The sequence below is a fragment of the Parabacteroides sp. An277 genome (genome assembly GCF_002159645.1).
GTDB lineage: Bacteria > Bacteroidota > Bacteroidia > Bacteroidales > Tannerellaceae > Parabacteroides.
In genome coordinates, this window is sequence record NZ_NFJB01000066.1 from 1 (window position 1) to 6,976 (window position 6,976).

Annotated in this window: 5 protein-coding genes; 3 read left to right on the forward strand and 2 right to left on the reverse strand. The window is 44.4% G+C overall.

Annotation, left to right across the window (positions count from 1 at the left end):
* Positions 1–172: 172 nt before the first annotated feature.
* The gene (locus B5F77_RS15100; RefSeq protein ID WP_087332273.1) at positions 173–1,396 is read right to left on the reverse strand and encodes an alkaline phosphatase family protein; all 1,224 of its coding nucleotides are present in this window, start codon (positions 1,394–1,396) and stop codon (positions 173–175) included.
* A 159-nt stretch (positions 1,397–1,555) separates the two neighbouring features.
* Between B5F77_RS15100 and B5F77_RS15105 the strand changes: the two genes are divergently transcribed.
* Together B5F77_RS15105 and B5F77_RS15110 are read left to right on the forward strand one after the other, a co-directional pair.
* Complete coding sequence (locus tag B5F77_RS15105; RefSeq protein ID WP_087332266.1) at positions 1,556–1,915, forward strand: lipocalin family protein; 360 nt, start codon at positions 1,556–1,558, stop codon at positions 1,913–1,915.
* 554 nt (positions 1,916–2,469) lie between these two features.
* Entirely contained in the window at positions 2,470–5,538 is a 3,069-nt protein-coding gene (locus B5F77_RS15110; protein ID WP_140392908.1) for a hypothetical protein, read from the forward strand.
* A 347-nt stretch (positions 5,539–5,885) separates the two neighbouring features.
* On the opposite strand, the gene B5F77_RS15645 is transcribed toward B5F77_RS15110, so the two are convergent.
* The gene (locus B5F77_RS15645; RefSeq protein WP_140392909.1) at positions 5,886–6,092 is read right to left on the reverse strand and encodes a hypothetical protein; all 207 of its coding nucleotides are present in this window, start codon (positions 6,090–6,092) and stop codon (positions 5,886–5,888) included.
* Between the two features lie 127 nt (positions 6,093–6,219).
* On the opposite strand from B5F77_RS15645, the gene B5F77_RS15120 reads away from it, so the two are divergent.
* Positions 6,220–6,976 (forward strand): DUF6261 family protein (locus tag B5F77_RS15120; protein WP_087332271.1); only part of this gene is annotated, 757 nt, incomplete at its 3' end.

Below are 6,976 nucleotides of genomic sequence, written 5' to 3' on the forward strand. Positions count from 1 at the left end.
GGGAGTACAATACCGGCAAGTATGTTCAAATAATCGTTTTCCATACTGCAAAATAAAGGTTTGTTCTTCATGCTAACAAATTTATCCCCTCTGAAAATCTACTGAGCCATTGTACCCGGTGTTGCGCTGTCGGCTTTCTCGCGTAACAGCCGGGCGTGCGGAACCGTTTCCATTATTTGTTTATCCAGCGGTTTAGGTGGTTGTTGGGCGTCTGGAGTACAAATTTATAGAACTTGGAGGCGGGCAGTTGTTCACTCTTTACCTGGTAGCTTCGGTGGGAAGCCGGGACGGTCCCTAACTTAATCCATTCGTCTTTGCCGCCGGTCTTATACCGGTTCTCCGTTGCTGCGTAGATGGTCACTTCGGCGTCTGGGTTCAGGCAATCCCACGAGAGGATGATGTCGTCGTCGTAGGGGGAGGTCTTCATGTTAGCTATATCCACCGGACCGATGAACGGCATCCCGTCTTGTTCCCACAAGACTGCTTGTGGCACCTCGAAGCCCATGAAGCGGCAAATCGACGGGGTTATGTCGGTGATGGAGAGTTGCCCGTTGTGGAAGTGGCGGTTCACCGCTTGGTTGGTCGAGATCCACGTCGTCCGTTCCCGCTCGGATTGCCCTCCGTGGCTGTACCCGTTTTCGGTGCGTCCGTGGTCGGTCGTGACCACCACCATCCATTCTTCGTCGAAGTTTTTCTCGCGGTATTTGACCGCCTCCCATATTTGGGCAATCTGCCGGTCGGCCTTCAGCGTGTATTCGTCGAAGAACTTCCCGTTTCCCTCGATATGCCCCGCGTCGTCGGTGTACCAGAGGTAGACCCAGCTTAAATCGGGCGCGTTTTGCTTGATGCCTTGCGCGGCTTGTCGGGCTACGTGCTCGTCGATGTCGAAGATGTGCAGCTCCTTGTCTTTATGGGGGAAACGCTGGGTGTCGAGGTCGTAGCCGTCGCACACGTAATCAATCTTCAGGTGGTTCGTTTCGGGTTTCCCTTCGCCCAACAGGACGGTCCGGTTGTCTGTCCAGCTCGAATAGATGGCCGTCTTGTAATCCCGCTTCTGTTCTTTCGCGATGCGGAAGATGGTCCAATAGTTGTAGTTCGGTTTCAGGTTCGAATTGCCGTCCACGTTGTGCTTGTTCAGCCAAGTGGCCGTCAGCAGGTTGGTGTAACCGATGGCCGAGATGGTCGGCGTTTGCGAATATCCGCCCACTTCCCCGCCCGTATAGGCCCTTTCGAACGAGCCGCGCGAGGCAATCTCGTCGATAGCCGGCGTGTTCAAACGCTCAATCATGTCGGCCGGGACGCCGTCGATGATGATAAACACTGCCTTCCGTGTCTTCGCGAAGGCCGTCATTGCAAAAAATGCGCAGAATAAAGCGATTAATTTGAGTTTCGTCATGATATAAATTTTTAGTGTGTGAATAAAATAGTTTGTCTTGAGGGCAAAGGTAAAAATAAATTTCGGGATATGGGGATATTGGCGAGGCTCCTTTGCTTTTTGGGGCATTATGATTATTTTTGCGATTCATTTTTATAGAAGACTTAAAAACAAAAAGACATGGAGACAAAAAAGAATGGGTATAGCGCCGTAATGGGCGGTATCTTGGCCGTGTGGCTGATGGCTTGCTCGTCGGGGGCGAGCGTGGAAGGAGAATGGATAGAACCGGTTCCGGGCATGGAGCACCTGACGCAGGGGATTTCGTTGCAGCCCGACGGCAAGGCTTCGTCTATTCATATGGCGACGTTGCAGTACGAATCATGGAAGCAAGAGGGGGATAATCTTATCCTCACGGGGAAGAGCATCGGGAATCACCAGACCCTCGCCTTTTCGGATACGTTGGTGATTGAGAAGGTGACGTCGGACAGCCTGGTGCTGAAACGCGGTTCGTTGCGGTTGAAATATGCCAAAAGGAAATAAGGCATCTGCCGGAAAAGCCAGTGGGGAGACGATTCCCGACTGGCTTTTTTAGGTTTATAACTCCAGCGTATGATAACTATGAAGGGGCGCGTTTATCGTTGTGTGGGGGATTAAATACAAGGGTGAAATTTTTATTTTGAAATATCTTTTACTTTTTTATGGATTTTCCGATTATCCTTTCTAACTTTGCGGCATCCCTACAGAGGATTCGGCGGAATCTTTGGGATTGACATACTGAGTTAAAGCATTTACGATATTATTCTGATGACTAAAAATCGCCAAATTTTTTATCCTACCGGAATAATAGACAATGGATGCTTGCACTCGGAGCTGTACACTTTTTTAGGGAAAAGTATTTCTAACAGCATAGAGTGCGGGCTGTTGTTTCATTATTGGTAGGATAGGCGTTTGGCGATGCCTTAGTCATCAGTAATAGACAACGAACCCGTACTTTTTTGTGTTTTTATGTAGACACGGTTTAGTTGTGAGTAAATGCGTATGAGTTTGAACTATTATTTTATTATTATTTTATTAACAACTAAATTTATTGATATATGAGAACACGTATTTTTACTTTATTGTTTGCGTTTCTGGCAATGATGCCGAGCGTAGGTTGGGGGCAAAGTGTTTGGGATGGAAGTATAGCCACACAGTTTTCAGGAGGAACAGGTACGGAAAAAGATCCGTATCAAATCAGTAATGGAGGGGAGTTAGCTTATTTGGCACAACTGGTAAATGAAAATAATTCTGAGTACAGCTCTGCTTATTATATATTGACGGAAGATATTGTATTGAATAGTGGGGAGTGTGAGGATTGGGAAAACTCTGCGCCTGCACATGAATGGACCCCAATAGGGTATTACAACAATAATCAATCAGCTTCTTTCAAAGGTTCTTTTGATGGCAATGGTAAAACCATCAGTGGCATGTATATTGATGGAGAAGATAAAAGTTCTTTGGGATTGTTTGGATATTGCTACAAAACAGACAATTCCCCTAAATCTATAAAAAATATACAGATAGAAAATAGTTACCTAAAAGGTGGAATATCTAACACTCATATAGGTGGAGTAGTTGCATATATGGCAGGAAGTAACTATAGTTATACAATCTCTAACTGCAGTATGAATGGCATTATCAAAGCATCAGTGGACAATGAAGTTAGTCCTATGGAATATTATGTTAGCGGCATATGCGGAAGTGGCTATATAGGACTGACTGGTGAAATTATATCTTGTCATAATAATGCAGATATAACGGTTTCTTTGAAGAATTTGAATACTATAGCAGGAAATGCATGGCAATCAAACTACTCGATAAATGGAATAGGGGTTGTTGGTGAAATATCACATTCTTATAATACGGGAGATATAAATGTAACCGTGAATAAAGTTGTAACTAACATGACTTCACAAAAAATATTTGGAGTAAATGTGAGCGGAATAGGAACTTCTTCAGAAATCGTATCTTGTTATAATCTCGGTGATATAACTGTATCTGGAGGTGATAGTGAGAATGCAAATGAAGCTATCATTAGTGTAGGCGGAATAAGTGCTACTGCTACTAATAGTGGACTGTCAAGTACAACTATCCAATATTGTTATAATAAAGGGGATATAAATTCGACTGTAAAAAATGGTGGAACTATTAGTGAACTCACGGTATCAGTAGGAAGTTTAGTTGGTAATGTTTATAATCCGGATAATGAGGATATATTTACAAAGAACTGCTATATAGCAAAAGAGGGGGTAAGTGCTATTGGTAGTGGTGTAGAAGAAGAAAATGTTGAATTAATAAAAGTGCAAGAATCTGATTTTACAAATGGGTGTGTTGCTTGTTTATTAAGAGACGGAGGATATGGACAAAATTTAGACAATAGTGGAAGTCTCCCTTTCTTTACAAATGCTGAAGAAAATAAAGTTTATAGTCTGACATTAAAAGATTCCAAAGACGATTCTGATCCTAAAGTCATTTATGCGAATTCCGGAGAAAGTATAAAGTTGATGGATGATACTGAATTTGGAAATATAGAAGAAGGAAAATCTTTAGTTGGAAAAACAGAAAAAGGAAAAGCAATGTCTTTAGGACAAAACCTTGAAAGTTTAGATAGGGATTTAGTTCTTGTACTTGAAGAAACGAGTGATACTTATTATGCTATTAAAGTGCAAGAAACGGATGGCGTAACAATTATACGGGATGCAAACTTTGCAAAAGAAAACGAAACGGTTAAAATAACGACCGAAATAGCGGAAGATTATGCTCTTGCAAAGGATAATTTGAAAGTAACAAAAAATACAGGTGAAGCAGTAACTACAACTCCCGTAGAAGGAGAAGAAAATACTTATACTTTTCCTATGCCAGCGAGTGATGTAACAGTAGAGGCATTAGCAACATCAACTCTGAGACCCTATACGATAAGTCTTAGAATAAAATATCGAGATTATGATAAGAGAGCAAAAATTGAAGCGTCTCAAACAACTGCAAATGCAGGAGATAAAATCGCATTAACTGTAACATTGCCTCACGATCAATTACCTCATAAGATTATAAGTTTTGAAATGGAAGGTATTAATCCGTCAGACCTTGAAAACACAAATGAAGAAAAGGGATATTATTTAATTGATGAAGATGTTTTTACTTATGAGTTTACGATGCCCGCAGAGAATGTTAGTATTTATGCGTTTGGAGATAGATGTGTTGGCTTCGAAATTGAAAGTGATGGAAATGGATGGTTGGAAATGGTAACACAGACCGCACATGAAACAGAAGAGGTTGTAAGCATAAGAGGTTCTGTGGAAAGTAATAAAAATACATTCTATGGTTGGGGTTCAGAAGGAGAACTTGTAACACTTCGCATTCATCCAAACTCGGGATATGAAGTAAATGAAATTTCTTTGCATAATTATTTTTACGAATACGATGATGTCGAAGATATTTGGAATCTTCCTGATGAATGGAAAGAAATTGTGAAAGTAACAGGAGAAGGCAATACCTATACCTTTAATGTTCCTTCTGGGAGAAAGTTTTCAGCTGTCTATGGGACCATTACTTTCAAAGAAATTGTAACAGAAGAACCCACCGACCCAGACGAAGGGGATGAAGGCGACGACATTCACCATCCGCAGCGCCCCATCAAATACTATAATATCTATGTAGACACTATCTGTCCCGGTCTCGAAGTGGAAACCAGCAAGGATGTGGTGGCCGAGGGACATCAGGTGAGTGCTTACCTCTCGATTCAGGCCGAGTGCGACACGACGGGGATGCGTTTCGAGTATAAGCGTGGCTTGTTCGGTTATTGGCAGGATTTGAAGGATTTGGAGGGCGTCCAGCCGGGCGAGTACATCATTAAGAATATCTATACGGACATCTATATCCGCGCCCTCGACGCGACGTTGCCCGAAGAGGAACCGACTGGCATCGACGACCTCGAAGGCATCCGAGCCTATGCAAAGGAGGGCAGCATCTATGTTTACACACCGAACCGCGAGGAGGTAATGATTATCAGCATATCCGGTGCCATCCTCAAGCATGAAGAGCAGGTTGGTTGGCAATCTTACGCCGTAAACCGCGGCATCTACATCGTCCGCGTAGGCGACAAAGTGTTTAAGCTGAAGAATTAACCAGACGGTGAAACCGTCCAACCATGCTTAACCGCGGGTGACGCGCCAGCGTTACCTGCGGTAGCCGATGTCCCCACGATCCCGACCCCAGCGGGGTCGAATCTCCTGTAGCTGCGGGTCGGAGCGGAGCGAGGCCTGCAGTAGTTTATACGCCACGAAATGGATGTCCACGATACGCCGCAGGCCTCGCCGATGGCTTCGACCTACGGCTACCTGAGGATTGGACCTCTTTCGAGGCCCATTTTTTGGGGGAATTGGAGCTTTTTCATGCTGTAAAGTATGTTCGCCGAGCGAGATGACAGCTTGAAAAACGTGGGAAATGCCGTTGCGTATAGCAAAAACACTTCTCACGTGATTGGAAGCCCATTGTGTGGACGCAATTCCATTTCCCACGTGATTGGAAGCCCATTGCGTGGACGCAATTCCATTTCCCACGCGATTGGAAGCCCATTGTGTGGACGCAATTCCATTTTCAACGTGATTAGAAGCCCATTGCGTGGACGCAATTCCATTTCCCACGCGATTGGATGCCCATTGCGCGGACGCAATGGCATTTCCCACGTTTTTGAAGGTCAAATCCTTTAATAAAATCTAAAAATAGAACCAAAAGGAAGGTGTTCAGCTGAAAATACTTATCTTCGAAACCGATAACTATTTTGTATAATTAAAAGCATTAATATTATGGGAACAATCACAAAGATCAAAGATTTTTATTCGGATAGGTTGAACAACTATGAGTATGCCTATTTTATCACCGAATTTCTTTCCTTAGTAAAAGCTACTACGGCGGAAAAACTGCATGTCGCTTCCAGCGTGGTCGATAAATTGGCAGCGGATACGGCTCTGTTTACGGACTTCACGCAGCAGACCCGCATCTCGGACGAAACCGCGAAAATAGCGGATGTTGACAAACAAACGGACGATTTGATTGTCGCGATTTTCGATACGGTACGGAGCAACAAAAAATCCCCGTTAGCCGCACGGAAAACGGCCGCAACAGAACTTTATAATGTGTTGAAGCCTTATACGGGATGTTACCAATTGGCACAACGGCAAGAGGTACAAGCTGTTCGTGGCATGTTGACGGATTTGGCGAAAGAGAAGGCAGCGGCTCATGTAGCGACGCTGGGACTGGACGACTTGGTCGAAGCATTGACGGAAAGTGTGGAACAATATGCCGCGTTGCTGACGCAGCGGGAAGAGGGCAAGGCCGAAAACGTGGGGATGTCGAAGAAGGTTCGCGCCTCGCTGGTGGAGCAATACGACTACATTACGACCGTCGCATTTGCTTTCAGCGTGGCCGAGCCGTCGGAGGAATTGGATAATTTTATCCAGAAAACCAACCTGTTAATAGACAGTGCGAAAAAGGCCTACAATTTGCGGACGGGCACGAAGGGCGGAAAGGAAGAAGACCCGACTGTCTCCAATCCGGAAGAGC